We start from the raw sequence: 23,224 nt of genomic DNA on the forward strand, positions 1-23,224 counted from the left end.
AGGGGCGTAAGGGGGGAGCGTCAGGCGCGCGATACTTCGTCACGTGCGTCCAGCGCCGAGATGATGGTGCGGAATTCACCGACCAAGGGGTGGTCGGGATGGGCTTCGGCGAATAGGCGCTCGCCGTACAGAGCGGCCATTTCCGGTACGTACGGAAGGATTCCGGCCAGGGGCGCCCCGTAGACCTCCTCGGCGCGCCGGCGGGCGTCCACCCGGTCGATGCCCTCGGGGGCCATGCTCAGGACGAGCGCCCGCCGGCAGGCCAGTCGCCCGGCGAGCGAGAGGGTCTCCTCGACCCCGGAGAGGTCGACGCGGTCGGCCCGAGCCATGATCATCACCACGTCGGCGCCGGCCATGGCGGTCACCGACTCGTTGTTGAGCCCGGCGTGGGTGTCGAGCAACAGGACGTCGAGCGCGTAGTGCTCGGACAGCCGGTCGAAACCCTCCGGGAGCAGGCCCACGTCGTAGCCGGTGGACATGAGTTCGCGCAGGGCCGCCGTCCCGGTCCGTGCCGGTACGACGTACAGACCGGGCACACCGGTCTTCTGGGCCGCGGTCTCGATCTCGCAGCGGCCGAGGAGGTAGTCGGCGAGCGAGCCGGCGCCCGGGCCGATCCGGAAGAGGAGGTCCAGGGTGGGCGACTGGATGTCGGTGTCTACCACCCCCACCCGGCGCCCCCCGGCCGCGATCAGCAGCGCGAGGTTCGCCAGTACCGAGGACTTGCCCGTACCGCCACGGTGTGAGTGCACCACGATGGTCCGGGTCATCAGGCCGCCGCCGTTCGGTCGGCGTGCGGCCCCCGCGCCGCACGTGGCCGGTGCAGGGCCAGCATGGTGACGTCGTCGTGCTGTTCGGCGAGCCCGGTGTGCTCGCGCACCGCCAGGTCGATCCGGTCGACGACGTCCTTGCCGCTCACGGGCGGTCCCCCGAGCAGTTCCAGCATCCGCTCGTCGCCGAGGAAGGTTCCTTCCGGGCAGCGGGCCTCCGGTACCCCGTCCGTGAACACGAAGAGGGTGTCCCCGGGGTTCAACTGGGCGTAGCCGAGGGTGTAGACGCAGTCGGGCAGGACGCCGACGGCCGGTCCGGTGACGTCGAGCGGGACGGGCACGTCGCCGGAGCCGGACAGCAGCAGGGGCGGGTTGTGACCTCCGTTGATGTAGACCAGGCTGCCGGTGAGCGGGTCGAGCACCCCGAAGAACAGGGTGGCGAAGTAGCCCTGCCGCAGGTGGTTGCGGGTGAGATAGCCGTTGGTGGCCGTGACCGCGTTGAGCAGCGGGGTGGCGCCGACGACGGGGGTGCGACGGCTGCCCCCCGTGCGGCCGGCCGCCATCAGGTGCTGGAGGCCGCTGTTCTCCGCGGTGTGCCGCAGCAGGGAGCGGATGAGCGCCATGAAGAGGGCCGCCCCGACGCCCTTGTCGCAGACGTCGGCGACGACCACCGCGAGCCGGCGGCCCCGGGACATCTCGAAGACGTCGTAGAAGTCGCCCGCGACCTGGCGCGCGGGCCGGAAGCGTACGTCGATCTCCCAGCCGGCCGGGACGGGCAGCGATTCGGGCAGGAACCCGGCCTGGATCTCCCGGCCGATCTCCAACTCCTTCTCGTATCCCATCAGTTCGGCGCGGGCATCCGCCTCGCGCAGGGTCCGGCCGAGCCCGGCCCGCTCGGAGCAACTGTGCAGTCTGGCGCCGACCAGGGCCGGCAGGAACGGCGGTACGAGGTAGTCGTGGCCGAGCCGTACGTGCTGCTCCAGGGCGGCGAACTCCGCCACGGTCCAGACGACCACGATCGGGGCCCCGGCCCAGCGGCGCAGCCGGCGTACGGCCATCCGCACGCTCTCGCCGTCGGCCTCGGCCGGGGCGAGCAGCACGTCCGCCACGGGCAGCACTTCCAGTGGGCCTCGCAGCAGTTCCGTCAGGGTGCGGGGGACGAGTTCCGCGTCCATCAGCCTGAGTGCGTCGAGCAGTTCGGGCGTGGGAGGCGGGTACTCGTCGAGGATGATCACGGTCGTGGAGGGCATGGGTCCGTCCCCTCGGCCTTCACGGTCAGCGTGCTGACGTTCCGGCCGTCCATGCGTGCGTAGCTGAATTCGTCCACGCTGGTGAGAGCCAGGTGGATGCCGAGACCGCCGACCCGCCGCCGTTCCGGGGGAACCCCGGTGGCGGGGGGCAGGCAGCCTCGGACGGGGTCGAAGGCGGGTGCGGCGTCTTCGATGACGATCCGCACCCCGCCGGGGCCGCAGTGGCCGCGGACGGTGATCCGTCCGCCGCCACCCCGGTACCCGTGGGTGATGACGTTCGTGGCCAGTTCGTCCACGGCCAGCCGAATCCGGTACGTCGCCTGTTTGCCCAGGCGTGCCCGGCCGGCCAGGCGCAGGACGAACGCGGCGATGTCGCCCAGTGCCCCTACCTTCGCGGGCACGTCCAGTACGGAGGGCTTGCTCGCCAGTTCGACCATGTCTCCCACGGCCGTCAGTCGTCGGAGAGCTGGATGCTCCGGTCCAGTCCGGCGGTGCGGATGGTCCGGGACACGGGCTCGATGGCGCCGACCACCTTGATGGTGACGTGGTCGGCCACCTTCTGCTGGGCGAAGACCAGGGAGCGCAGTCCGGCGCTGGCCATGTAGCCGACGCCGGCCATCCGGATCTCGACGGTGTTGGTGCCGTGGCCCGCGGCCTTCTCGATGGTCTGGTGGAAGTCCGGGGCCGTGTTGGCGTCCAACTCGCCCGCCAGTTCGATCACGGTGGTGTCGCCCTCGATGCTCAGGGACACGGAAAGCGGCATGTCAGGTCTCCTTCTGGTCAGAACGTCCCGGTCGTCTCGGGCTCGTTCGTACGGCCCACGAGGATCACGACGGAGCGGGGGCCGATCAGGTACTTGCCGGCGTTGTCCAGCTCCTGTTCCGCACCGGGGGTGCGGATGTCGTACGGTGCCTCGGCCGAGGTGTCGGCGAACAGGTGCCAGGTCCGCCCGCCCGGCAGGGCGGGCAGTTCCAGGTCGTGCGACTCCCAGTGCGAGTTCATGGCCACGTACACCACGTCGTCGTCCCCGGTGCCGCAGCGGGCCACCGCCAAGAGTCGGCTCTCCTGCGACCAGTCGGGCTGCCAGGCCCGCTCCCCGTGCCAGCTGATGTCGGGCAGCCCCAGGGAGTCCCGCATCTGTCCGGTGGGGTGCGAGGTGGAGCGCAGCTCGCGGTGGTGCTTGCGGAAGGCGATCAGCTCGCGGGTGAAACGGAGCAGTTCGGCGTTCTCGTCGACCTGGTCCCAGTCGAACCAGGACAGTTCGTTGTCCTGGCAGTACGTGTTGTTGTTGCCCTGCTGGGTGCGCGCCACCTCGTCACCGGACAGCAGCATCGGGATGCCCTGACTGGTGAAGAGGATGGCCAGCGCGTTCTTCATCTGGCGCAGCCGCAGCGCGTTGACCTCGGGGTCGTCGGTGGGACCCTCGGCCCCGCAGTTCCAGCTGGCGTTGTCGTTGCCGCCGTCGTTGTTGCCCTCGCCGTTGGCCTCGTTGTGCTTGTCGTTGTACGAGACGAGGTCGGCGAGGGTGAACCCGTCGTGCGCGGTCAGGAAGTTGACCGACGCCGAGGTGCCGCGGGTCGAGTAGAGGTCGGGCGAGCCCGCCACCCGGGTGGCGAGTTCCCCGGTGACCCCGGGGTCGCCCTTGAGGAAGCTGCGGACGGTGTCGCGGTACTTGCCGTTCCACTCCGCCCAGCGTCCGTACGCCGGGAAGTTGCCGACCTCGTAGAGGCCGCCGGCGTCCCAGGCCTCGGCGATGAGCTTGGTGTGCCGCAGCACCGGGTCGAAGGCGAGCGACTCCAGCAGCGGCGGGTTGGGCAGCGGGGTGCCGTCCGCGGAGCGGCCGAGGATGGCCGCGAGGTCGAACCGGAAGCCGTCGATGTGGTAGTCGGCCACCCAGTGGCGCAGGCAGTCGAGCACGTAGTTGCGCACCACGGGGTGGTTGCAGTTGACGGTGTTGCCGGTGCCGCTGAAGTTGAAGTAGTACCCCTCGGGCGTGAGCATGTAGTACGTGGCGTTGTCGAGCCCCTTGAAGGAGATCGTCGGGCCTTGCTCGTTGCCCTCGGCGGTGTGGTTGAAGACGACGTCGAGGATGACCTCGATTCCGGCCGCGTGCAGGTCCTTGATCAGGGTGCGGAACTCGTCGCCCTGCATCCCGTAGCGTCCGGTGGCCGCGTAGCCGGCCTTGGGCGCGAAGAACGCGACGGTGTTGTAGCCCCAGTAGTCGTAGAGCTTCTCGCCGGTCTCCGGGTTGCTCCGCGGGTTGTCGCTCTCGTCGAACTCGAACACCGGCAGGAGTTCGATGCAGTTGATCCCGAGTTCCTTGAGGTACGGGATCTTCTCGCGCAGCCCGGCGAAGGTCCCGGGGGCGGTGACCCCCGAGGAGGGGTGCCGGGTGAAACCGCGGACGTGGGCCTCGTAGACGACGAGGTCCTCGGCGGGTATCCGCAGGGGGGTGTCGTCGCCCCAGTCGAAGTCCTGGAGGCAGACCCGCGAGCGGTACTGGTAGCCGCGGCTGCGGTCCGGTTCCACGCCCCACACGTCGCGGCCGGCGATCAGCCGCGCGTAGGGGTCGGAGAGGACCTGGCGGGCGTCGAAGCGGTGGCCGGTGACCGGGTCGTAGGGGCCGTCGGCCCGGTACCCGTACTCGATGTTCTCGTGGTCGAGACCGAAGACCGTCATCGCGAAGACGCTGCCGGTGCGGAACTCCTCCGGGAACTCCAGCTCGGCCATCGGCTCGGCCTCGCCGCGCTTGTAGATGACCAGGGTCATGGAGGTGGCCTGGTCGGAGAAGACGGAGAAGCTGACCCCGCCGGGTACCACGTTGGCCCCGAACGGGAAGGGCTTGCCGGCGCGGACCCGGTACCCGCCCACCTCGTGGGTCGGGTAGGCGTCGACGCGCAGGACCTGTTCGCTCGTGGTTTCGCTCATCGCGCGGCCCGGACCTTCGCGGTGGCCGCCTCCGCCTCGCCGGTGGAGAAGAAGTCCAGGAAGCCGGTGGCCGACATGACGAACCGGACTTCCTCGCTCACCCCGTACAGGGTGACGGCGACACCCGCGTGCTGGGCCTCGCGGTAGACGACGAGCAGGGTGCGCAGGCCGGCGCTGGAGACGTAGGTGACGGCGGTGAGGTCGATGCGCAGCGACCGTCCCTCGCGGACGAGTGGCAGCAGGGCCTGGAGCAGCTGCCCCGAGGTCTCGCTGTTGATCTCACCGGTGGCGACGAGGACCGTGCCGCCCTTGTTCCGGCGTTCCTTCACGTGAAGAGTCATTGTCTTCTTCCCCTCATGGTGGGGCGCCCCCCGTTGGGCATTACCTGGTGACCGGCCGCAGCCGGACCTTGACCTTGACCCGGCCCTGGACGTCGGGCAGCCGGACCGTGAGGCCCTTCGCGTCGAAGTCCGTCCACGGCTTCTCGTCGATCTCGACGGACGCGACCTCGACGGAACCCGCGGGCAGGAGGTCGGGCGAGACGCGCAGGACGCGGTCGGGCAGGTCGGTGGGGTCGGGCTGGAAGTGGAAGTCCATTTCCCGGCCGTTGATGAGCAGGTTGTTGTAGACGGCGGAGAGGTAGCAGAGTTCCGCCGAGTGGTACATGGACATCGAGTGGCTGCCCTTGAGCCGCTCGGTGCCGAGCAGGTACGGCGTACCGCTGGCGAGCACGTTGAAGTAGACGGCTCCCTCGTCGTGGTCGAGGAAGAAGGTGTTGTAGAAGGCCTCCGCCTGCCGGGCCTCGCGCAGGAAGTCGTCCCCGCCGACCGTGCCGTTCAGGATGAGGTAGGCGAGGATCGCCTGCTCCTGCTGCCACCACGCCTTGCGGTCGTGCCAGGCGAAGCGGTACGACTCCTCGTCGCCCTCCTTCACCCGTTCCACCACGTCGTACCAGCCGCCGCGCTGGCGGTCGCTGCCGACGGCGGGCATGATCTCGCCGATCTTGCGGGCGAGCTCCTCGTAGGCCGGCTTGGCCTTGAGGGAGTTCATCCGCATCAGGTTCCAGGCGATCTTGAGGTTGTGACCGACGACGGCGCGGTTCTGCTGCCAGCTGTGCGTCGTGTCGTGTGACCAGTCGCGGTAGAAGCGTTCCTGAACGAAGGGGCTGTTCTTGTAGTCCGGGAACTTGTCCGCGATGGTGTCGAAGGTGTACTCCAGGAAGTCGGCGTACTTCTGGTCGCCGGTCGCCAGGTACAGGTTGATCAGGTAGGCGGGCGCGTGGTCGCCGACCGAGTTCCAGTTCTTGCGCTCCGCGTTCTCGCCCAGCGACTCGTGGTCGGCGCTGAAGAGGATCGGGTCGATGTGCGAGTAGTAGCCGCCGAGTTCCTCGTCCTTGAAGAACTTGTCGAACAACCGGATGGTGGCGTCCGCGTCGTCCTTGATCCGTACGTCACCGGTGACGCGGTACGTCTGGATGGGGCCGGCCAGGGCGTAGATCTGCTCGTACATCGGGATCGCGTCGTAGTCGTCGGAGAACTCCGAGGTGAACAGCTTGCGTTCGCTGTCCCCGTCGACGCGGATGCCGTGGTACCAGAAGACCACGTCCTCCTCGCTGTCCACGACCCTCATGTGCTTGCGCAGGTACTCGGTGCCGCGTTCGGCGACCTCCAGGTACTCGTCCTTGCCGGTCAGCAGGTAGGCGGAGGCCATGCCGTAGACCAGGCGGGAGATGGTGTCGGTCTCCTGGACGTGGCTGGCGGTCTTGTCGCCGCCGAGCCGGATCTCGGTGCGGTACTCGGCGAAGTCCACCGGCCCGTCGCCGAACTGGGCCCGCTTGTAGAAGTCGGCCAGCGACTCGATCTGCTTGACCCACCAGCTGGGTTCCTCGAACCGGTAGTCCTCCGCGCCGCGGCCGAGGAACACCAGGCGCTTGGCGTCGAAGCGGCCGCCGGCCTGCGGGTAGTGGACGCCGTAGGCGAACAGCAGCCGGCCCGGCGAGAGCATCTCGTCGATGTGCCCGGAGGCGTCGATGTACGGCTCGTCGAGGTTGCGCACCAGCTCGGCACTGGGGTCACCGGCCAGCGAGATGTCGAACTCGCGGTCGTCGGAGGTCTTCAGCCGCAGCAGCCTGCTGCGGGAGTCGAAGCGGACGACGTAGCCCGCGATCGTGTCGGAGAAGGAGAAACCCACGGCGTCAGCCATGTTTCACACACCGTCCTTGTCGTGAGAGCTGTCGTCCTCGTATCCCTGGCTGACCTCGACGATCACCCCGTCCGGGTCGCGGACCCACACGGTCCGCCACCCGCAGATGAAGTCGTCGAAGTCGAGCGGCCCCAGGGTCACTTCCGCCGCGTCGCCGAGCTCCGCCAGGAACGCGTCCACACTGCCGGTCTGGAAGGCCAGATGGCGCATGCGGCCCGGGGCCTGCGGCCCGTCCCCCCCGACCGCCGACGAGGGGACCCCCGGCGCCGGTCCGTCCGGTTCGGTGCCGGCCGCGAAGAGCTCCAGGTACGCGTCCCCCTTGCGCAGGAACACGATCCGCGAGTCGCCGAGGTCGACCACCCGGGCCCGGGCGAAGCCGAAGTACCGGGTGTAGAACTCCTCGGTGGTCTTCTGGTCCGCGCAGTTCAGGCCCACGTGGGACCAGACCATCCGCCCCATCAGCCGGTCCCCCGGCCCCGCCCCGCCGCGATCTGCTCGATGATCCGGCGGGCGAAGAGGTGGTGGTGGGCGCCGGTGCGGCCGGTGACCAGGTCCCCGTCCACGACCACGTCCTCGTCGACGTACTGGGCGCCCATGTTGCGGACGTCGCCGATGAGGTTGTTGTGACAGACGACCTTGCGCCCGCGGACCTTGTCGGGGATGGAGGAGGCCAGCCACATGCCGTGGCAGATGATCCCCTTGAGGACCGTCGGCTCCTCGAACGCCCGGCGCAGCAGCTCCGTGGCGGGTGCGAGGACGTCCACGTCCTCGGTGTAGCGCAGCCGGTCGGCCACCATTCCCGAGGGGACGATGATCGCCGCGTACCGGCGCAGCTCGTCGTCGTCCAGCCCCTCCAGGGACCGGTCGGCGGTGAACGGCGCCCGGTACTCGTGGCCGGTGAAGGTGATGGAGTCGTTGCCCCACAGCCGGGTCAGGAAGTCGACCTCGGCGCCCTCCTCGGCGAACCGGTGCTGGTAGTAGAAGATCTCCGGCTCGTAGAAGTCGCTCTCGACCAGGACCGCGATCCGGGTCCCGGTCAGGGCGCCCTCGCGCAGTACGACGTCAGGCACGGGACACTCCCTTCAGGAAGTCCGCCGCGCGCTCGGCGATCATCGCGATGGCGGTGTGGCAGTTGCCCGACGGGACCGCGGGCATCACGCTGGCGTCGACGACGCGCAGGTTCCTTACGCCGTGCACCCGCAGTTCCGGGTCGACGACGGAGAGGTCGTCGATGCCCATGCGGCAGGAGCCGGCCTGGTGGTGGTAGCTCTCGGACTTCTGCTTCACGAAGGTCCGCAGGTCCTCGTCGCTCACGTAGCCCGGCCCGGGCTGGAGCTCCTGCTTGTACCAGGGGGAGAACGCGGAGGTGGCGAAGAGCTCCCGGGCGATCTTGACGCCCTGCACCATGCGTTCCAGGTCCCACCGGTCGCCCAGGTAGTTCGGGTTGATCAGGGGGTGGGCCAGCGGGTCGGTGCTCGCCAGCCTGATCCAGCCGCGCGAGACCGGTCGTACGACCCCGGGCAGGATGCTCACCGTGTTGGGGTGGTCCTGGCCGACGATCACGTCGAACGGCACGTGCACGAAGGCGATCTGCAGGTCGGGCGCGGGCAGGCCGGGCCGCGAGGACAGGAACAGAGCGCTCTCCGACAGGTTCTGCGCCGGCGGCGGCAGTTCCTGGGTGACCTCCGCCATCAGCCCGGTCAGCACGTGGTTGTGGAAGTTCTCACCGACCCCGGGCACGGCCGCGGTGACCCCGATGCCGTGCTCGCGCAGTTGCTCGGGGTGCCCGATGCCGGAGAGCAGCAGCAGCTTCGGGGACTCGATCGCCCCGGCGGCCACGATCACCTCCCGGCGGGCGCGCACGGTGTGCGTCCCCGGCTCGGCGGCGGCGCTGTGCCCGTCGCCCACCACGCGGCCCGCGATCGGCGCGGGCGGTGCGAGGCGGACGTACTCGACGCCGGTGCAGGTGTCCCCGTCGAAGAGCAGCCGGGTGCTCTGCGCGCCGGTGCGCAGGGTCAGGTTGGCCCGTTCCAGCGCCGGCTCCAGGTAGGCGGCGAGGGCGCCCTGGCGCCGGCCGTCGGCGACGTCGATGTGGTGCCAGCCGGTCCCGAAGAGTCCGCGCCGGGGGCCGTCCGTGTTGAAGTCGGCGATCTCCTGGTGGCCGAGCTCCACGGCCGCGTCGATGAAGGCGCGGGAGGTCGGGTTGGGGTTGTGCCGTCCGGCGTGGGTGACGCGCTGCGGGCCGCTGGTACCGGTGGTGGTGGCCGTCGCGTCCTCCTGGCCCTCCAGGAGGGCGAAGTAGGGCAGCACGTCCTCGTGCGCCCAGCCCGCGGCGCCCTGGTAGGCCCAGTTGTCGAAGTCCGAGGCGTGGCCCCGGATGTGCATCATGATGTAGAGGTTGCTGCTGCCGCCGGGTGCCTTGCCGCGCGGTTCGTAGGTGCGGCGGCCGTCGAGCCCCGGTTGCGGGACGCTGGTGTAGCCCCAGTCGACGGGTCCGCCCAGCAGCTTGTACCAGGAGGACGGGTCGTCCACCTCAGGCGGGATGCGGTCGCCGCCGGCCTCCAGGACGAGGACGGAGACGTCCGGGTCCTCGGAGAGACGGTTCGCCAGGACACTGCCGGCGGTACCGGACCCCACGATGATGTAGTCGTACTCATCTCTCGCCATCACGCCGCCCCTCAGCCCTGGCCGAGCACCTGGAAGGGCACGGTGTCGTGGTGGTTCGACATGTAGACGATCTTTCCGTCCACGATCCGGAAGAAGTTCATGACCTCGGCCTCGATGGCCTCGCCGGCGGGGCTGACGGCGGTGAGGTGGGAAACGGCCGCGGCCTTCTCCCCGTCGACGAGGAAGTGCACGGGCTCGTTCCGGAAGCTCCGGTACATCGTGCCCATGCCCTTCATCATCGAGCGCAGCGTCTCCAGGCCCTCGACGCGTCCGGCGAGCTGCTCGTCCATGACCTGGTCCTCGGCGAACAGGTCGCACCAGCGGTCCCAGTCCCCGGCATTGGCGTATTCGTAGTACTTCCGCAGAATCTCTCGTGCGTCCAACGCGCTCATCGCGTTCCTCCCCCTATCGGTTCCTGCGGGCTCCGTCGGGCGCGAAGGGCGCCCAGAACTGGCTGAAGGCGGTCGCCGTGTCGCCGAAGAGCCCGTCGCGGCCCTCGACGATCCGCCCGTCCCGCCACCGCATGAAGTGGAAGACCGGGTAGTCCATCCGCTCGTACGGGGACCCGCTCGCCTCGTCCGCGCCGTCGCGCACGGCGACGTTGCGGCACACGTCGGCGCTGCAGTCGTCGCCGACGAGCACCGCCTCGATGTCCATCCGGAAGGTGCCGCCCGTGAGCTTGTGGGTCTGCCCCATCAACTCCAGGAAGGCGTCCAGGCTCTCGTACCAGCCGGCGAGCGGATGGTTTCCCGGCACCAGCCAGCGCAGGTCCTCGGAGTAGTACTCCAGGATGCGCGCCCGGTCACCGGAGCCGAGCGCCTGGTAGGCCGCCCGCACCCGCTCCCGCGTCACTTCGGTCATCGCCCCTCCTCCTACCTCTTCGCAGCCGGTCAGAGGGAACCGGAACCGGGCATCGGCGCCAGTTCGTTGACGGTGTACTGCTTGATCAGCGGGCCGTCCTGGCCCGCGACCACGACCCAGGTCTGGTCGGCGTCGAATCCGAGCCACTGGCTGCGCGCGGCCGGCGGGTCCCAGATCTTGGCCTGCCAGTTCACGAGGACCCGCACAATCGCCCGGTCGCCCTCGATGACGGGCTCGACCTTCGTGACGGTGTGGACCTCGTCGAAGAAGCGGGAGGTCACGGCGGCGTACCAGCGGCCGAAGCCCTCGTGTCCGAGGAAGGTGTCCTCGGGGACCTTGAACTCCAGGTCCTCGGTGATGAGGCCGAGCACCCGGTCCAGCGGAAGGTGCTGGTCCAGGGCCACGTACCAGTTCTCGGCGAAGTTGCGGATCGCGTCCTCGGTCAGCCGCTCGGCGGGCATGCGGTCTCCTCCTGTCCGTACCGGTGCAGTGGTGTCAGGGCGTGGTGCGGGGATCAGATCTGGATGTCGACGAGGTACGGGCCGGGGTGGTCCAGCATCCGGCCCACGGCCGCGACCGCCTCGTCCGGCTTCTCCACCCGTGTGCCGTCCGCGCCGAGTGCGCGTGCCAGCGCGGCGAAGTCGATCTCGGGACGGGAGAGGTCGAAGGAGCCCGGGAAGTCGTGCTCGGCGATGTCCCGTTCCCGCCAGTACTGGGCGATGTTGTCGTCGAGCAGCCGGTACTTGCGGTTGTTGCAGACCACGAACTTGGCGTCGATGCCGTGCCGGACCGCGGTCCACAGTGCCTGGTAGGTGTACATCGACCCGCCGTCGCCCGCGAAGCCGACGACGAGGCGGTCCGGCCTGGCCAGCTTGGCGCCGACCGCTCCCGGGAACCCCACCCCGAGCGAACCGCCCCGGGTGAGGTGGTAGTCACCCGGCCGCTCCGCCGGCAGGTACCTGGTGACCAGCGGCGAGGTGGTCAGCGCCTCGTCGAAGACGATGAGGTCGCCCCCCGTCCGCTCGGCCAGGGTCCGCAGGAAGACGGCCATCGGCGTGCCGTCGGTGTCCGGGGTGTCCGCCCCGGCGGCACGCTCCCGGGCGCGGACGTCCAGCCGGGCGGCCGCGGCGGCGCGCTGCCCGGTGGTCAGCCGGTGTTCCAGGACGCCGGCCAGCGCGCGCAGCGCCTGCTTGGGGTCGGCGGCCAGGCCCAGGTCCACGGGGTGGTTCTTGGCGATCTCGTAGGCGTTGAGGTCGATGTGCACGACCTTCGCACCGCTCCGGAAGGGGCTCTCCAGCTCGGGGAACACCTCCGGGAAGACGTAGGTGCCGACGATCAGGACCGCGTCCGCGTCCCCGACCAGCTCCTTGCTGTGCGGGCCGAACATGTGGCCCGTCTGGCCGCGGCGCAGCGGGTGCGACGCCGCGATGTTCACCTCGGAGGAGTCCACCTCGTACACGTCGGCGCCCAGCAGTTCGGCGACCGCCACGAGTTCGGTCTGTGCGCCCGACAGCGCCACCCCGTCGCCGATCAGTACGACCGGGCGTTCGGCGGAGGCGAGCAGCTCCGCCGCCCGGCCCACCGAGGCGGGTGAGGGCGCCACGTCCGTGAGCGGCACCGTGGTGGGCAGCACGGGTTCCGAGTTCGGCTCGTCCAGCACGTCCATCGGCAGCGCCACGAACACCGGTCCCCGCGGCGGGGTCAGGGCGATCTTGACGGCCCGCCGGATCGTGCGGAGCACCGAGCGCGGGTCGGTGACCCGGGTCGCGTACTTCGTCACCGGCTTGGCCATCGCCACCAGGTCGGACGCCATCTGCGCGTCCATGGCGTCGTAGCGGACCCCCGCGTCACCGGCGACCACGACGAGCGGGGTGTGACCGCGCAGCGACTGGTAGAGCATGCCGATGCCGTTGCCCAGCCCCACACCGGAGTGCAGCTGGAGCAGGGCCGCGCCTCCGGTGGCCCGGGCGTAGCCGTCGGCGATGCCGGCGGCGACGGTCTCCTGGAGGGCGAGGACGTACCGGAAGTCCGCTGCCGCGTCGACCGCGTCGAGGAATCCCTGTTCGACCGTCCCCGGGTTTCCGAACATCACATTCAGGCCGTCGGCCTTGAACTGCTCGATCAGCCTTTCCCGTCCGGGAGTGGCTTCCATGAATTCCCCCTCTTTCCCAGGAGTTACCGGACTACCATCCGTACCGGGTGAGCCCGTTCTCCAGGACTTCCACGATCTTCTGCCCCGTCAGATATGAATCGGGGGTCGAACGGCCGGTCACGAAGGGGAAGTCGACGATCACCGAAAGGGGGTGTCCGAAATTCCCGTGGTACGCGCCGCGCGGGCCGGTGGCATCGCGCAGGATGTACTCCAGCGGATACGGGGGCGGCCCCATGTTGAAGTCGGTACCGAGGAATCCGGTGCCGTCCTTGTAGTCGTATTCCTTGCAGTGGCCGGTGACGTGCTTGCCCCAGATGATGCTCTTGCGGTCGCCCCAGTCCCGGGCGAAGGCCAGGCAGGCCACCCCGTAGCACTCGGCCGCCACGACCTTGCCGGCGTTCTTGAAGGCGAGGATGAGGGCGTGGACCCGCTCGTTGTTGGCGAGGTCGGCGATGGGGCCGCTGCCGCCGACGATGAGGATCGCGTCGAAGGAGGCGATGTCCTCCTGGAGCTTGTCCAGATCGCGGTGGTACTGCTCCAGCTTGGGCAGGTAGTCCTTGTCGCTGGTGTACGGGCGCTCGGGCGCCCACGCCTCGATGTCGAGCGGCGAGTCGAGTCGGCTCGACTGCTCGAACTCGCGGCCCAGCCGCGCGTTCTCCTCGGTGGTCACCGACCGGCCCAGCGGGGGGTCGATGTAGTGGGCGTCGAGGCTCGGCGGAAGTGCGTGGGCCCGCTTCCCGGTCGGCGTGGCGAATACGACTTCATAGCCCCGCTCGTCGAACTTCGATACCGGTCCGATCAGTTCTTCGGCCCAGTAACCGTGTTCGGAGACAATGACCAGAATCTTTCTGCTCACAGATTCCTCCAGGCGCCGCCTGTTGTGTTGGCGTCCCCCACCCTGCTTGTGCCCGGGGCCAGCGTCAAAGCGCCCGTATGCGACTTCGTGAGGTAGAAGGGCGGGCCGCCCCGACACCTCATGTAGTCGCCGCGCGAGGTCATGAAGTAGACGCGGTACTCCATGACTTCGGCCGAATCGATGAACCTTTGCGGGGCCCGCGTCCTATGGTCTGGACGCGCCCGTGATTCACGGGTGTGACGAGCGGGACGAATGCGCGAGGAGAGGGACGGGGACGATGACGATGGACCTGTTGTGCACACACATCGACCAGATACGTCCGGTGAAGCCCGGGACCGAGGGCTGCGAGGAGTGCCTGGCCACGGGGGACGGTTGGGTGCACCTGAGGATGTGCCTGAGCTGCGGGCACGTCGGCTGCTGCGATTCCTCGAAGAACCGTCATGCCACCCGGCACTACCGCACCACCGAACACCCCATCGCGGCCTCACACGAGCCCGGCGAGGACTGGGCCTGGTGCTACGCCGACAAGCTGATGCTGGACCCCGCGTGAGCGCGGCCCCGGAGCGCGCGGCGGCCCCCTCCTCCTCCGCCGGCTCCCCCACGACCCCCGCGCAGAGCGTCCGCCCCGCCGCCGGCCCCGCTCCCGCCCGCTCCTCCGCGGTCGCCCAGACCGGGTCCGCCGCGCCCGCGACCACGGCGGGACACGCCGCGGCCGCCACCGAGCGCTCCGAGAACCGCAAGCCTGTCATCCTCGCCGTCGACGACGACCCGCAGGTGCTGCGCGCCGTCCGGCGCGACCTGCGCAGCGCCTACGGCGACCGCTACCGGGTCCTCGGCGCCTCCTCGGCCGCCGACGCCCTCAAGATCCTCGACTCCCTCGACGAACGCGGCCACGACCCGGCCCTGTTCCTGGTGGACCAGCGGATGCCCGACGTCACCGGGGTGGAGTTCCTCCTGGAGGCCGTCAGCCGCTTCCCCGACGCCCGCCGGGTCCTGCTGACCGCCTACGCGGAGACCGACGCGGCGATCACCGCCATCAACCGGGTCCGCCTGGACTACTACCTGCTCAAGCCCTGGGACCCGCCGCACGAGCGGCTTTTCCCGGTCCTGGACGACCTGCTCTCGGACTGGCTCGCCACCTACCGCCCCGCCTACGACGGGATCATCGTCGCGGGCCACCTGGTCTCCCCGGGCACCCACGCGGTCCGGGATTTCTTCACCCGCAACGGCCAGCCCTTCCGGTTCCTGAACGTCGAGCGCGACCCCGAGGCGCTGACGGTGCTCGCCGCCGCCGACCCCGACGCGGCGCTGCCACTGGTCCGCTTCCCGGACGGGGCGGTGCTCTCCGCGCCGACCGACACCCAGCTCGCCCAGCGCCTGGGCCTGGCGACCACCGCCTCCCGCCCGCACTACGAGTGCGTCATCGTCGGCGCCGGCCCGGCGGGGCTGGCGGCCGGGGTGTACTCGGCGTCCGAGGGCCTGTCCACCCTCATGCTGGACTCCCGCGCGCCGGGCGGCCAGGCCGGCACCTCCAGCCTGATCGAGAACTACCTCGGGTTCCCGTCGGGTCTCTCGGGCGGCGACCTGACGCGCCGGGCCACCATCCAGGCCTCGCGCTTCGGCGCCGAGATCCTGCACCCGGTGGAGGTGGTCTCGCTGACCCGCGACGACCCGGCGAAGATCCTCACCCTGGCGGACGGTACGGAGATCAGCGCGGAGACGGTCCTCCTCGCCACCGGCGTCTCCTACAACCGCCTTCAGGCCCCGGGAGCGGACCGCTTCGAGGGCGCCGGGCTCTACTACGGGGCGGCCACCACCGAGAGCTCGGCCTGCATCTCGCAGCACGTGTTCATCGTGGGCGGCGCCAATTCGGCCGGCCAGGCGGCGGTGCACTTCGCCAAGTACGCGGCCCGCGTCACGATCCTGGTGCGCGCGGCGTCCCTCGACGCCAGCATGTCCCGCTACCTGATCGACGAGATCGCGCGCACCCCCAACATCGAGGTCCGGGTCCGCACGACCGTCGTCGCGCTGGACGGCGACGAGCACCTCGAACGCCTGACCCTCCACGACGCCGACACGGGCGAGGACACCGAGGTCGCGGCCCGGTTCATGTTCACCTTCATCGGAGCCCGACCCCACACGGACTGGCTGGCCGGGGTCGTGGAGCGCGACGAGTACGGCTTCGTCCTCACCGGCTCCGACCTGATCTCCAACGGGGGTGAGCTGCCCGCCGAGTGGAGCCTGGAGCGCGCCCCGTACCCGCTGGAGACCAGCGTGCCCGGAGTCTTCGCGGCGGGTGACGTGCGCGCCCACTCCGTCAAGCGGGTCGCCTCCGGAGTCGGCGAGGGCGCCATGGCCGTCTCCTTGATCCACCGCTACCGCTCGATGGGCTGAACCCTCCGCGGCACCTGCCGAGAGCGAACACCGAAAACCTTGCGATCAAGAAGGATGCGGATGCAACGTTGATTACATGATTACACCCGAGCAGCAGACACAGCTCCGTACCTGGTTCGCGGACCGCCTGCCGGTGGACGTCTACGAGTCCCTGGTCTCCGTCACCGCCGACCGCGAGGAGATCACGGTCATCGGCACCCTCCCGGCGAACGAGTCGGTGAAGGACTTCCGCGAACGCACCCGGGAGCAGCGCGTCGAGGTGGCACGCGAGGCGGAGGAGCTCTACCGCCGCAAGGTGTCCTGGGGCGTGCGCTCCGGCGACGGGACCACGCTCTTCACCCACCTCGCGGTCCCGGTGATGACCCGGCTGCGCCAGTCCGAACGCCAGGTGCTCGACACCCTGGTCGAGGGCGGCGTGGCCCGCAGCCGCGCCGACGCGCTGGCGTGGTGCGTCCGCCTCGTGAGCCGCAACACCGACACCTGGCTCACCGAACTGCGCGACTCCCTCGACACGGTCCGACGGGTCCGCTCGCAGGGCCCCGACGTCAAGGCGGACATCAAGAAGTCCGGGTCCGAATAGCCGAAAACCTCGCCGGGCGCGCAAGATCCCGGAAAGGTAGCCCGGACGGGACCAACGACCTCAGGGAGAGGCTCCACACGATGACGACCACCGTCGAGTACATCCGCTACCGGATCGCACCGGACGACCAGCCGGCTTTCGAGGACGCCTACGCGCGGGCGGCCGAGTCCCTGGCCGCCTCGCCCGAGTGCATCGACTACGAACTCGCCCACAGCGAGGAGGAGGCCGAGCGCTACATCCTCCGCATCCGCTGGACGTCGGTCGAGGACCACCTCCAGGGCTTCCGCAAGGGCGAGCAGTTCCCGGCGTTCTTCGCCGCGATCCGGCCGTACCTGAACAACATCGAGGAAATGAAGCACTACCGGGTCACCGACGTCTTCGGCACGGGAAAGGCCGCCTCCCAGTCATGAGCACCACGCCCGACACGACGCCCACCATCTACGAGTGGATGGGCGGGGCCGAGGCGATGAAGCGCCTCACGGACGTCTTCTACGCGCACGCCCTCCAGGACGAGATCCTGGCGCCGGTCTTCGCCGGAATGGACACGAACCACCCGCAGCACGTCGCCGTCTGGCTGTCGGAGGTCTTCGGCGGCCCCTCCGACTACTCGGCCCACCACGGCGGTCACCAGCACATGGCCACCAAGCACCTGGGCCGCGGCATCACCGAGACGCAGCGCCGCCGCTGGGTGGACCTCCTCATGGACACGGCGGACGAGGTCGGGCTGCCGTCGGACCCGGAGTTCCGGGCGGTGTTCGCCTACTACATCGAGTGGGGCACGCGCATGGCCCTGATCTACTCGGGCCCCAACCCGCCGCCGGTCGACGCGGCGAAGATCCCCGTCTGGTCCTGGGGGCAGACCCCGCCTTGGATCCCGAAGTCCTGATCCGGACCGCGGGCGCTGTCGGGAACCGCCCGGCAGCGCCCCCGCCCGGCAGGCTCGCACCCCTCACGGCCGGCCCCGCCCGGCAGACTCAGCCCGTCAGGCTCAGCCGCGGGGGTGTGCCGCGTGGTCCTCGCCGCCCGGCCGGTCGGCCAACACCACGGCCAGGGGAACCACGCCGTCGTCGTCACCTTCGTCCGCGCCCTCGCCCCTGCCCGCGTCCGCGCCCCGCCAGAAGTCGACGGCCTGTCCCAGGATCTCGCGCAGGGTCGCCCATTCGCCGGGTCGGTCCCGCGCGTAGTCGTGCCAGGACGTGATCGCCACCAGCCGTCCGGGGGCCCGCGGCAGCCACGACAGATCGCGCAGCACGTCCGCCAACGCGTCCCAGTTCCCCCCGAACCACTCCGGCGCGCTCAGCGCGTCCCCACACCGCCGCAGCAGCTCCGCCTTGCTCCCGACGCCGGCCAGGTCCAGCCGCAGCGTCGTCCAGCCCGCCTCGTCGGCGGCGGCCAGCGCCGGGCCGAGCGGCCCCGCTTCCAGGGTCATCGCAAAACCGCCTCGAAGGTGTCGTAGTGGTCGTCCGTGTAGAAGAACTCCCCGCCTCCACCGGTCACGATCCGCCGTGCCCCACGGTCGCGTTCGCCGGGTGTCCGCACGGTGAACTCGTGGTAGTAGCCGCGCGCCTGCGGCGGCAGGACCTTCTCGAAGTTCCCGAAGACCGTGCCGTCCTGCCGGTAGGGGTACGGGCCGCCCTTGTCGATCAGCGCCAGCACCTCGCGCGCCTGCGGCGGCAGTGCGTCGGCCCGGACGGTGGCCATCCCCTTGGCCCAACCGGGCACGACGGCGCGCGCCCCGGCGCTCGGGCTCGCGGTACCGGCGCTCGGGGGAGCGCCGGTGCGCACCGCCGCCCCGGGCGTCTTCCCGGCGCAGCCGACCGCGGCCACCAGTGCGGCGCACAGGAACAGAGCCCCCAGCACACGCAGCAACGATCGGGGCACGTTCCGAAGGATCATGCGCCGATCGTGCCAAATATCCGATTCACCCGCGAGTCGCGGGGTCCGGGGTGTGGAGACGGCCTAGAGCGCGGCCATCTTGGTATAGGGGCTCAGGATGCGTTTTTGGACCGACCCGAAGTCGACGAGGACGGCGATCCCCTCCTCGATACCGACGACACGGCCGAGGCCGTGCTCGTCGTGAGTGACCCGATCGCCGACGCTGAACTGCCGGAGCGGCGGTTCCACGGGGGCCTTGAACGGGCTGGACGGCAAATGGCGGCGAGGTACTGCTGACTTAGTCATTGACTCCAGTATGCGCCCAGCGGGCCGTCCCGCGGTCCGCCGTTCGGATCTCAATTCCGGCACCATCCGCAGCAGGAGGGCGTGGAAGCGGACCCCGCGGGGCCGATCAGTCGTCCGGGTCGGCCCTTTCCAGGGCCGGACGCAGCCCCGGCTGGGACTCCGTCAGCAGGTAGTCCGCCACCGCCGTGTCGGTGACCAGGCTGGTCACCAGACCCGACCGGAGCACCGCCCCGATCGCGGACGCCTTGCGCAGCCCGCCGGCGATCGCCACCACCTCCGGGATGCGGCGCAGCCGGTCCGCCTCGACGGTGATGCACCGCTCGCCGAGGTCCCGGCCGACCCGCCGGCCCTCGGCGTCGAACAGGTGCGCGGACATCTCGGCCGCGACGCCGAGCGAGGCGTAGTGCGCCCGCTCCTCGTCGCTCAGCATGTCGTGCACGGTGGAGATGCCGGGCTCCCACGAGCCGATGGACACCGCAGCGACGGTGACCTTGTCGAAGTACTCGAAGGCCCGCGCGATCCCCGTCTGGCCGCGCAGCGCGGCCGCCGTCGCCGGGTCGGGCAGCAGCATGGGCGCGTAGATCGGGTGCGCGTCCCCACCGGAGACCTGAGCGGCCCGCCGAACGGCCTCCACCGAGCCGCGCTCCGCCGTCCCGGCGTCGTACACGCCGGTCAGCTGGACGACGGTGCAGGGCGGCAGCCGGTGCAGGGAGGCCGCCATGTGGATGGTCGAGCGCCCCCAGGCGAGACCGAGCACGTCGCCCTCGTTGACCAGCTCGCCCAGCAGGTCGGCGGCGACCGCGCCGAGGTTCTCCGGGTCGGGGGCGTCCTCGGTCGCGTCGGCCGGGGACTCGACCACCACCGCGTGCCGAAGCCCGTACCGGGCCCGCAGCGCGTCGGACCGCTCGGCGTCGAGCTCCGCCGGCACCCTGATCTCGATCCGTACGAGGTCGCGTTCGAGGGCGGTCTCCAGGACCCGGGCCACCTTGAAGCGGCTCACGCCGAACTCCTCGGCGATCTGGATCTTGGACTTGCCCTCCAGGTAGAAACGGCGGGCCATGGCCGCCGCCTGCACCAGCTCCGCGGGTCCCATCCGCAGGGCTGACCGTCCCGCCGACATTGCAGACACCGCGTTCTCCTCACTGCTGTTCACACTCTCGACTCGCCGTTCATCCTGTCAGATCCGACGGCCGTTGATCAGCCCGTACAGCCTCGGTTCACCGAGCTGTTCACCAAGCCTTGGCCCCGTGGTCGCAAGCCCAGGGCGCCGCCGCGATCGCCGCGCCCGCCTGCGCGCGCAGCGTCCGGACGGCGGCGGCCGGATCGGGCGCCCCGTAGACCGCGCTCCCGGCGACGAAGACGTCCGCGCCGGCCTCCGCGACCCGCTCGATCGTGGAGGCCGAGACCCCGCCGTCCACCTGGAGCCACAGCTCCAATCCGTGCTTGGCGATCATCTCCCGGGTGCGACGGATCTTGGGCAGCATGATGTCCAGGAAGGCCTGACCGCCGAAGCCGGGCTCGACAGTCATGATCAACACCATGTCCAGTTCCGGCAGGATGTCCTCGTACTGCTCGATCGGGGTGGCCGGCTTCAGCGCCATGGCCGCCCGGGCGCCCTTGGCCCGGATCTCCCGCGCCAGCCGCACGGGCGCGGCGGCGGCCTCGGCGTGGAAGGTGACCGACCCCGCGCCGGCCTCGACGTACTGCGGCGCCCAGCGGTCCGGGTTCTCGATCATGAGGTGCAGGTCGAGCGGAATGTCCGTCGCGCGACTCAGGGACTCCACGATCGGCACGCCGAGCGTGAGGTTCGGGACGAAATGGTTGTCCATGACGTCGACATGCAGCCAGTCGGCCCCCTCGACGGCCTTCGCCTCCTCGGCGAGGCGGGCGAAGTCGGCGGACAGGATGCTGGGATTGATCTGAACGGCCATGCCCCAAGCGTGCCATGCCGAAGGCCACATCCGGCCACGACCCCGGAACTCCCACTCTCGTCAGCCACGCTTAAACGACGAGTCCCCTCACTTCACACCCACTTAACCCTCGTGCCACGTTCCGCCCCGCCCCCTCACAGGGGCGGCGCCCCGCGCAGATGACGCACGAGCCGTTCCAGCGCGGACCAGCTCTCGGCGCTCTCGCCGTCGCCGAGCGGGTAGTAATAGCCCGGTCGACCCCTGTGCCCCAGCCGCACCGGTGGTTCCTTCAGCGGCGTCCGGCTCGCGGTGGCGCGCCCCGCCTCCTCGACCTCCGCGGGGCCCAGAACGAACGCGTACGGCAGCGGCGGAGGCTCGAAGCGCGGCGGGGCGCTCAGGTCCCGGCGTGCCTCGCGCACCTGGCACATCATGGTCTTCAGCCCGTGCCGGGTCACCAGCTCGTCGGCCAGCTCCGCCAGCGCCTCCAGGGCCGGCTTCTCACCCGGGCCGTACCCCACGGTGAGGGTGACGTCCTCCTCCACGCCCTCCGGGGTGCGGATCACGCGCAGGGTGGCGACGGCGGGCCGGTCCGGGGTGCCGACGACCACCGTCCAGGTGGGTCGGGGAGCGCGCTCGTAGGCCACGTCGGTCAGCCGCCGCCTGGACCAGACCAGTCCGGCCGGCTCCGACGTCCCCCAGCCGGCGGGCGGACCGCCGGCGAGGGCCTGCCAGGCGGCTTCCACCGCGCCGCCGAGTAGGAGATCCGCATCGGCGCGGTGCAGGGTACGGAAGGAGACGATGAGCTGACGCTCGCCGGTGGGCTCGTACGCCTCCGTGAAGGCGTCCGCCACGGGGGTCTCCCCGCTCTCGCCCCGGTCCGGGGTGAAGGCGCCGTCCCGCCATTCCAGTACCGCACCGGTCAGCCCGTCGTAGTAGCCGCACCGCTCGTCCCGCACCACCCAGCGCGAGGAGGTGGACTGCAGCAGCATGCGGGTGGGCATGGAGAGGCGGCAGTGCGGCGGGGTGACGATCTGCAAGGAGCGCTCGCTCTCCAGGGTGGCCCGCAGGGCATCGGAGAGCCAGCTCGTCATGGGTACGACCGGCCGGTCCTGGAGGACGACGGCGGCCTCGTCGGTGAGCATGTCGACAGCCGGCTGGGCGGCAGCGGGGACCGGTACCGCGGTGACGCCCGAGACATCGACGGGACGGGCCGCGCCGACCGTGCCGGGGGCGTCCGGCGGCCATACCCGGCCGCCCAGCAGCATGGTCATACGGGCCGCGAAGGCACCCGCGAGCTGCTCCGCCCGGGGGACGCCGACGGCGGCCCGGGCCTCGATCCACCAGGCCGGGCCGTCGCCGGACGGCTCGGCGCCGGGCCCCAGCAATCTGGACGCCTCGCCGGGCACCTGGAGCAGCAGCGGCACCTCGATCGAGACGAGCGGCCGCCCTTCGGCGTCGCAGAGCTGCACCACGGCACCCTCGCCTGCTGTCTCGACCCGCAGGTCCGGCCCGCCCGCGAGCAGCCCCGCCAGCACGCTCAGCGGGTCGGGCATGCGCTCGGTGAGCGCGATCACGTCGGTGGTCATGCGGTATTCCCCCTGGCTGCTTGATCATGGTCATCACCGAGCAGCGCCTTGGCGCGAACGAGCAGGCCGTCGTCCGCGGGCTCCACAAAACGAGTGACGACTCGTGATTCCCGAGCGTGCTGTACCGACGCGCCCGGATGCGCACGTGATCGCCCTCGCGGGCAAGCTTCCATTCGGCGCAGAAGGTGTCGGACCCCCAGAAGACCTCGGCCGCGGCGAACTCCGGGCGCCGGACCTCTTCCAGCAGCGGCACGAGATCGTCGAGCAGAACCGGTACGTCGTAGCGGTACGTCAGCCGGATCGGCACCTGGCTTCCACACCAGGACGGCGTCCTCGGCGTCGGAGGAGTACATCTCGGCGACGGCGTCCGCGTCCCAGAAGTCGACCAACACCCGGAACGCGTCGTCCGGGGTGAAGTCGCCTCGCAACTCCGCCCGGCCGCATTGATCGACTGTCGGGCCGGTCACGCCCCGAGGAAGTCGCGGATTCCGGCCAGCGGGTCGCGCCCGTGCTCCTCGGCGTACTGCCGTCGGCGCGCGTCGGCTTTCCCAGGATTCGCCTGGCAGCAGTAGTCCCAGAAGTCGACCAACACCCGGAAGGCGTCATCGAGAGTGTAGTCGCCCTGGACGTGGTCGACGAAGAAGTTCTCCACCCGCACGCCTTGAGTGCTGATGGTGACGGTGTGCGCATTTCCGTCCAGATCCTCCGGCGCGAAATTCGGGTTGGCCTTGGCCTCGGCCACCAAATCAATCGCCTCGAGGACGGACAGCGGAGAGAGCTGGATATCGGCCGTCACCCACTCTCCCAGGAACATCAGTTCGTCAGGCCCACAGAAGAACGGTGTCCCGGTCTTCTCGACGTAGTACTGGGTGCGAATCACTGCTCTGTTC

General features: G+C 70.2%; 27 protein-coding genes. 5 read left to right on the forward strand and 22 right to left on the reverse strand.

What is annotated here, in order from left to right; genetic code table 11:
• Positions 1-20: 20 nt before the first annotated feature.
• The 15 genes from E6R62_RS02325 to E6R62_RS02395 are packed head-to-tail and all read right to left on the reverse strand — an operon-like array spanning position 21 to position 13,683.
• Complete coding sequence (locus E6R62_RS02325) at positions 21-767, reverse strand: MinD/ParA family protein (RefSeq protein WP_136210825.1); 747 nt, start codon at positions 765-767, stop codon at positions 21-23.
• Complete coding sequence (locus E6R62_RS02330; RefSeq protein ID WP_136210827.1) at positions 767-2,017, reverse strand: PP2C family protein-serine/threonine phosphatase; 1,251 nt, start codon at positions 2,015-2,017, stop codon at positions 767-769. The genes E6R62_RS02325 and E6R62_RS02330 overlap by 1 nt, the downstream gene beginning before the upstream one ends.
• Positions 1,999-2,454, reverse strand: coding sequence for an anti-sigma regulatory factor (locus E6R62_RS02335; protein ID WP_240801447.1), 456 nt, complete (start codon positions 2,452-2,454; stop codon positions 1,999-2,001). The genes E6R62_RS02330 and E6R62_RS02335 overlap by 19 nt, the downstream gene beginning before the upstream one ends.
• A gap of 14 nt (positions 2,455-2,468) precedes the next feature.
• Positions 2,469-2,780, reverse strand: coding sequence for an STAS domain-containing protein (locus E6R62_RS02340; protein WP_136210829.1), 312 nt, complete (start codon positions 2,778-2,780; stop codon positions 2,469-2,471).
• Between the two features lie 17 nt (positions 2,781-2,797).
• Positions 2,798-4,945, reverse strand: a complete 2,148-nt coding sequence (glgX, locus tag E6R62_RS02345; RefSeq protein WP_136210831.1) for a glycogen debranching protein GlgX — start codon at positions 4,943-4,945, stop codon at positions 2,798-2,800.
• Positions 4,942-5,286 carry an STAS domain-containing protein gene (locus tag E6R62_RS02350; protein ID WP_136210833.1) on the reverse strand — a complete coding sequence of 115 codons (345 nt, stop codon included), beginning with the start codon at positions 5,284-5,286 and terminating at the stop codon, positions 4,942-4,944. Before E6R62_RS02350 ends, glgX begins: the two co-directional genes overlap by 4 nt.
• Before the next feature lie 40 nt (positions 5,287-5,326).
• Entirely contained in the window at positions 5,327-7,147 is a 1,821-nt protein-coding gene (locus E6R62_RS02355) for an AGE family epimerase/isomerase (protein ID WP_136210835.1), read from the reverse strand.
• 3 nt (positions 7,148-7,150) lie between these two features.
• Positions 7,151-7,597, reverse strand: coding sequence for a VOC family protein (locus E6R62_RS02360; RefSeq protein ID WP_306432400.1), 447 nt, complete (start codon positions 7,595-7,597; stop codon positions 7,151-7,153).
• A gap of 8 nt (positions 7,598-7,605) precedes the next feature.
• Entirely contained in the window at positions 7,606-8,217 is a 612-nt protein-coding gene (locus E6R62_RS02365) for a DJ-1/PfpI family protein (protein ID WP_136210839.1), read from the reverse strand.
• Complete coding sequence (locus E6R62_RS02370) at positions 8,210-9,814, reverse strand: GMC family oxidoreductase (protein ID WP_136210841.1); 1,605 nt, start codon at positions 9,812-9,814, stop codon at positions 8,210-8,212. The genes E6R62_RS02365 and E6R62_RS02370 overlap by 8 nt, the downstream gene beginning before the upstream one ends.
• A gap of 11 nt (positions 9,815-9,825) precedes the next feature.
• Complete coding sequence (locus E6R62_RS02375) at positions 9,826-10,206, reverse strand: nuclear transport factor 2 family protein (RefSeq protein ID WP_136210843.1); 381 nt, start codon at positions 10,204-10,206, stop codon at positions 9,826-9,828.
• A gap of 13 nt (positions 10,207-10,219) precedes the next feature.
• The gene (locus E6R62_RS02380) at positions 10,220-10,675 is read right to left on the reverse strand and encodes a nuclear transport factor 2 family protein (RefSeq protein WP_136210845.1); all 456 of its coding nucleotides are present in this window, start codon (positions 10,673-10,675) and stop codon (positions 10,220-10,222) included.
• A 29-nt stretch (positions 10,676-10,704) separates the two neighbouring features.
• Positions 10,705-11,136, reverse strand: a complete 432-nt coding sequence (locus E6R62_RS02385) for a nuclear transport factor 2 family protein (protein WP_136210846.1) — start codon at positions 11,134-11,136, stop codon at positions 10,705-10,707.
• A 53-nt stretch (positions 11,137-11,189) separates the two neighbouring features.
• On the reverse strand, positions 11,190-12,827 hold the full coding sequence (locus E6R62_RS02390) for a thiamine pyrophosphate-binding protein (protein ID WP_136210848.1): 1,638 nt from the start codon (positions 12,825-12,827) through the stop codon (positions 11,190-11,192).
• Between the two features lie 31 nt (positions 12,828-12,858).
• Complete coding sequence (locus tag E6R62_RS02395) at positions 12,859-13,683, reverse strand: type 1 glutamine amidotransferase domain-containing protein (RefSeq protein ID WP_136210850.1); 825 nt, start codon at positions 13,681-13,683, stop codon at positions 12,859-12,861.
• A gap of 277 nt (positions 13,684-13,960) precedes the next feature.
• Between E6R62_RS02395 and E6R62_RS02400 the strand changes: the two genes are divergently transcribed.
• The 5 genes from E6R62_RS02400 to E6R62_RS42020 all read left to right on the forward strand — a co-directional run bounded on the left by E6R62_RS02400 (position 13,961) and on the right by E6R62_RS42020 (position 17,543).
• Positions 13,961-14,233, forward strand: coding sequence for a UBP-type zinc finger domain-containing protein (locus tag E6R62_RS02400; RefSeq protein ID WP_136210852.1), 273 nt, complete (start codon positions 13,961-13,963; stop codon positions 14,231-14,233).
• Positions 14,234-14,430: 197 nt separating this feature from the next.
• Entirely contained in the window at positions 14,431-16,077 is a 1,647-nt protein-coding gene (locus E6R62_RS02405; RefSeq protein ID WP_136211160.1) for an FAD-dependent oxidoreductase, read from the forward strand.
• Between the two features lie 76 nt (positions 16,078-16,153).
• Positions 16,154-16,657 carry a hypothetical protein gene (locus E6R62_RS02410; RefSeq protein WP_136210854.1) on the forward strand — a complete coding sequence of 168 codons (504 nt, stop codon included), beginning with the start codon at positions 16,154-16,156 and terminating at the stop codon, positions 16,655-16,657.
• 80 nt (positions 16,658-16,737) lie between these two features.
• A complete protein-coding gene (locus tag E6R62_RS42015) occupies positions 16,738-17,067 on the forward strand; it encodes an antibiotic biosynthesis monooxygenase (RefSeq protein WP_136210856.1) in 330 nt (109 codons plus the stop codon).
• The gene (locus E6R62_RS42020; RefSeq protein WP_136210858.1) at positions 17,064-17,543 is read left to right on the forward strand and encodes a group II truncated hemoglobin; all 480 of its coding nucleotides are present in this window, start codon (positions 17,064-17,066) and stop codon (positions 17,541-17,543) included. Before E6R62_RS42015 ends, E6R62_RS42020 begins: the two co-directional genes overlap by 4 nt.
• A gap of 102 nt (positions 17,544-17,645) precedes the next feature.
• Here the strand turns inward: E6R62_RS42020 and E6R62_RS02425 are convergent, their stop codons facing one another.
• The 7 genes from E6R62_RS02425 to E6R62_RS02455 form a co-directional block, all read right to left on the reverse strand.
• On the reverse strand, positions 17,646-18,086 hold the full coding sequence (locus E6R62_RS02425; RefSeq protein WP_136210860.1) for a barstar family protein: 441 nt from the start codon (positions 18,084-18,086) through the stop codon (positions 17,646-17,648).
• Positions 18,083-18,553 carry a ribonuclease domain-containing protein gene (locus E6R62_RS02430; RefSeq protein WP_136210862.1) on the reverse strand — a complete coding sequence of 157 codons (471 nt, stop codon included), beginning with the start codon at positions 18,551-18,553 and terminating at the stop codon, positions 18,083-18,085. Before E6R62_RS02430 ends, E6R62_RS02425 begins: the two co-directional genes overlap by 4 nt.
• A 63-nt stretch (positions 18,554-18,616) precedes the next feature.
• Positions 18,617-18,838, reverse strand: coding sequence for a CarD family transcriptional regulator (locus E6R62_RS02435; protein ID WP_031145007.1), 222 nt, complete (start codon positions 18,836-18,838; stop codon positions 18,617-18,619).
• A gap of 106 nt (positions 18,839-18,944) precedes the next feature.
• Positions 18,945-19,958 (reverse strand): sugar-binding transcriptional regulator, encoded by a 1,014-nt coding sequence (locus tag E6R62_RS02440; RefSeq protein WP_136211161.1) that lies wholly within the window; start codon positions 19,956-19,958, stop codon positions 18,945-18,947.
• Between the two features lie 109 nt (positions 19,959-20,067).
• Positions 20,068-20,769: a ribulose-phosphate 3-epimerase gene (gene rpe, locus E6R62_RS02445; protein ID WP_136210864.1), complete on the reverse strand. Its 702-nt coding sequence runs from the start codon at positions 20,767-20,769 to the stop codon at positions 20,068-20,070.
• A gap of 134 nt (positions 20,770-20,903) precedes the next feature.
• Entirely contained in the window at positions 20,904-22,334 is a 1,431-nt protein-coding gene (locus tag E6R62_RS02450; RefSeq protein ID WP_136210866.1) for a DUF6177 family protein, read from the reverse strand.
• Between the two features lie 463 nt (positions 22,335-22,797).
• Positions 22,798-23,214, reverse strand: a complete 417-nt coding sequence (locus E6R62_RS02455; protein WP_136210868.1) for a hypothetical protein — start codon at positions 23,212-23,214, stop codon at positions 22,798-22,800.
• Positions 23,215-23,224 lie beyond the last annotated feature (10 nt).

It is taken from the genome of Streptomyces sp. A1136, assembly GCF_004795055.1.
Classification (GTDB): Bacteria; Actinomycetota; Actinomycetes; order Streptomycetales; family Streptomycetaceae; genus Streptomyces.

Bases quoted from the DNA above. Each gene is read 5' to 3' on its own strand.
- E6R62_RS02325 (WP_136210825.1), bottom strand. From the start codon at position 767: ATGACCCGGACCATCGTGGTGCACTCACACCGTGGCGGTACGGGCAAG.
- E6R62_RS02390 (WP_136210848.1), bottom strand. From the start codon at position 12,827: ATGGAAGCCACTCCCGGACGGGAAAGGCTGATCGAGCAGTTCAAGGCC.
- E6R62_RS02425 (WP_136210860.1), bottom strand. From the start codon at position 18,086: ATGACCCTGGAAGCGGGGCCGCTCGGCCCGGCGCTGGCCGCCGCCGAC.
- E6R62_RS02360 (WP_306432400.1), bottom strand. From the start codon at position 7,597: ATGGTCTGGTCCCACGTGGGCCTGAACTGCGCGGACCAGAAGACCACC.
- E6R62_RS02370 (WP_136210841.1), bottom strand. From the start codon at position 9,814: ATGGCGAGAGATGAGTACGACTACATCATCGTGGGGTCCGGTACCGCC.
- E6R62_RS02410 (WP_136210854.1), top strand. From the start codon at position 16,154: ATGATTACACCCGAGCAGCAGACACAGCTCCGTACCTGGTTCGCGGAC.
- E6R62_RS02380 (WP_136210845.1), bottom strand. From the start codon at position 10,675: ATGACCGAAGTGACGCGGGAGCGGGTGCGGGCGGCCTACCAGGCGCTC.
- E6R62_RS02330 (WP_136210827.1), bottom strand. From the start codon at position 2,017: ATGCCCTCCACGACCGTGATCATCCTCGACGAGTACCCGCCTCCCACG.
- E6R62_RS42020 (WP_136210858.1), top strand. From the start codon at position 17,064: ATGAGCACCACGCCCGACACGACGCCCACCATCTACGAGTGGATGGGC.
- E6R62_RS02450 (WP_136210866.1), bottom strand. From the start codon at position 22,334: ATGACCACCGACGTGATCGCGCTCACCGAGCGCATGCCCGACCCGCTG.
- glgX (WP_136210831.1), bottom strand. From the start codon at position 4,945: ATGAGCGAAACCACGAGCGAACAGGTCCTGCGCGTCGACGCCTACCCG.
- E6R62_RS02350 (WP_136210833.1), bottom strand. From the start codon at position 5,286: ATGACTCTTCACGTGAAGGAACGCCGGAACAAGGGCGGCACGGTCCTC.
- rpe (WP_136210864.1), bottom strand. From the start codon at position 20,769: ATGGCCGTTCAGATCAATCCCAGCATCCTGTCCGCCGACTTCGCCCGC.
- E6R62_RS02355 (WP_136210835.1), bottom strand. From the start codon at position 7,147: ATGGCTGACGCCGTGGGTTTCTCCTTCTCCGACACGATCGCGGGCTAC.
- E6R62_RS02435 (WP_031145007.1), bottom strand. From the start codon at position 18,838: ATGACTAAGTCAGCAGTACCTCGCCGCCATTTGCCGTCCAGCCCGTTC.
- E6R62_RS42015 (WP_136210856.1), top strand. From the start codon at position 16,738: ATGACGACCACCGTCGAGTACATCCGCTACCGGATCGCACCGGACGAC.
- E6R62_RS02440 (WP_136211161.1), bottom strand. From the start codon at position 19,958: ATGTCGGCGGGACGGTCAGCCCTGCGGATGGGACCCGCGGAGCTGGTG.
- E6R62_RS02340 (WP_136210829.1), bottom strand. From the start codon at position 2,780: ATGCCGCTTTCCGTGTCCCTGAGCATCGAGGGCGACACCACCGTGATC.
- E6R62_RS02375 (WP_136210843.1), bottom strand. From the start codon at position 10,206: ATGAGCGCGTTGGACGCACGAGAGATTCTGCGGAAGTACTACGAATAC.
- E6R62_RS02430 (WP_136210862.1), bottom strand. From the start codon at position 18,553: ATGATCCTTCGGAACGTGCCCCGATCGTTGCTGCGTGTGCTGGGGGCT.
- E6R62_RS02385 (WP_136210846.1), bottom strand. From the start codon at position 11,136: ATGCCCGCCGAGCGGCTGACCGAGGACGCGATCCGCAACTTCGCCGAG.
- E6R62_RS02400 (WP_136210852.1), top strand. From the start codon at position 13,961: ATGACGATGGACCTGTTGTGCACACACATCGACCAGATACGTCCGGTG.
- E6R62_RS02335 (WP_240801447.1), bottom strand. From the start codon at position 2,454: ATGGTCGAACTGGCGAGCAAGCCCTCCGTACTGGACGTGCCCGCGAAG.